A 1,454-nucleotide genomic window follows, 5' to 3' on the forward strand; every position below is an offset into this window, starting at 1 on the left:
GCGGCGGCCAGCGAGCCGACCGTGCGGCTTGCGGCCGGCCTCGCGGACGGCATCTCCAAGCTCGCCGCGCACGCGATCCTCGCGCCCGTGCTGGATACGCCCACGCTGCGGCTGCTGTGCCACGAAGGCGAGCACGATGCGCTGCTCGCGGAGCTGGCGCTGCATCATCTCGACCTGGTGCTGGCCGGCCAGGGCGCGCCGTCCGGTTCGAACCTGCGGGTGACGAGCGAGCGGCTCGTCGCGTCGCCGGTCGACTGGTATGGCCCCGCGGCGCTCGTCACGCCGGCCGCGCGGCAGCACTTTCCGCAGTGCCTCGCCGACCTGCCCGTGCTGCTGCCGACCGCGCATTCGGCGCTGCGCGCGCGCCTCGACCTGTGGCTGGAAGGCGAACGGATCGTGCCACGCGTGGCCGGGGAATTCGAGGACAGCGCGCTGATGGCCGTGTTCGCGGCGCGCGGGCTCGGCGTGTTTCCGCTAAGCGAACTCGGCGCGAACGATGCGTCGCTGCTGCGCGGGTTGCGGCGACTCGGGCGCGCGGGCGACGTGACCGAGGAGATCCACGCGATCCGCTCGCGGCGCGGCGAACACCATCCGCTGACGTCGCAATTGCTGGCCGCCGCACGCGACGCATCGGCCGACTGAAGCGAGTGCGACATCAAACGAAACTATAATGGCGCCCCGGCCTTACGAGATTGCCGCGCGCTTCATCCAGGCACCGCCGTTGCGCGACCTCTCGCCAAGCCTTCTGAAAGACGCCATGCACAACCGATTTCGCCTGTTTTCCGTTTCGTGCGCGCTCGCGACCGCGACCGTGCTGGCGGCGTGCTCGTCGCCGCCCAAGCCGATCTACCAGCAGGAACAGTTCGACGCGACCAGCAGCCCGTATGCGCATACGTTCCACTCGAAATCCGACGCGGCCTGCGAGGCCGCGCGGCGCGCGCTGCTGAGCCAAGGGTATGTGGTGTCGTCGTCGCGCAACGATGCGGTCGACGGCAGCAAGAATTTCCAGCCGAACAACGACATGCACGTCGTGATCGAGTTTCACGTCGTGTGCGCGGACGCGAACGCCGATGGCTCGTCGAGCATCGCGTACGTGAACGCGGTGCAGGATCGCTACACGCTGAAGAAGTCGAATACGTCGGCCAGCGTCGGCCTCAGTGTGTTCGGCTCGCTGTCGCTGCCGATCGGGTCGAGCGACGATGCGCTCGTCAAGACCGCCAGCGAGACGATTCCCGCCGGCGTGTTCTACGAGCGCTTCTTCAATCTCGTCGAGCATTTCCTGAAGATCGACCCGGCCCGCCGCGACCGCGCGACCGTCAAGGCCGCCGAGAAGGAACCCGTCACGCCGCTGCCCGAACCGGCGCCGACGCCACAGGGTGAGCCGATGAAGATGACGACCCCGGTCGTGCCGACGCCGCCCGCGGCGCCGGTACCGCTGTCGCTGCCGGTCGTGG

At 69.1% G+C, this 1,454-nt stretch carries 2 protein-coding genes; both read left to right on the top strand.

Annotated elements, in window-relative coordinates:
- Positions 1-642, top strand: a 642-nt coding sequence (locus G3N99_RS40400) for a LysR substrate-binding domain-containing protein (protein ID WP_206125214.1), incomplete at its 5' end; no start/stop codon positions are given.
- A gap of 115 nt (positions 643-757) precedes the next feature.
- Positions 758-1,454: DUF2242 domain-containing protein (locus tag G3N99_RS40405; protein WP_206125215.1), on the top strand; the 697-nt coding region annotated here is incomplete at its 3' end.

The sequence above is a fragment of the Burkholderia sp. Ac-20392 genome, from assembly GCF_017104585.1.
Classification (GTDB): Bacteria; Pseudomonadota; Gammaproteobacteria; order Burkholderiales; family Burkholderiaceae; genus Burkholderia; species Burkholderia lata.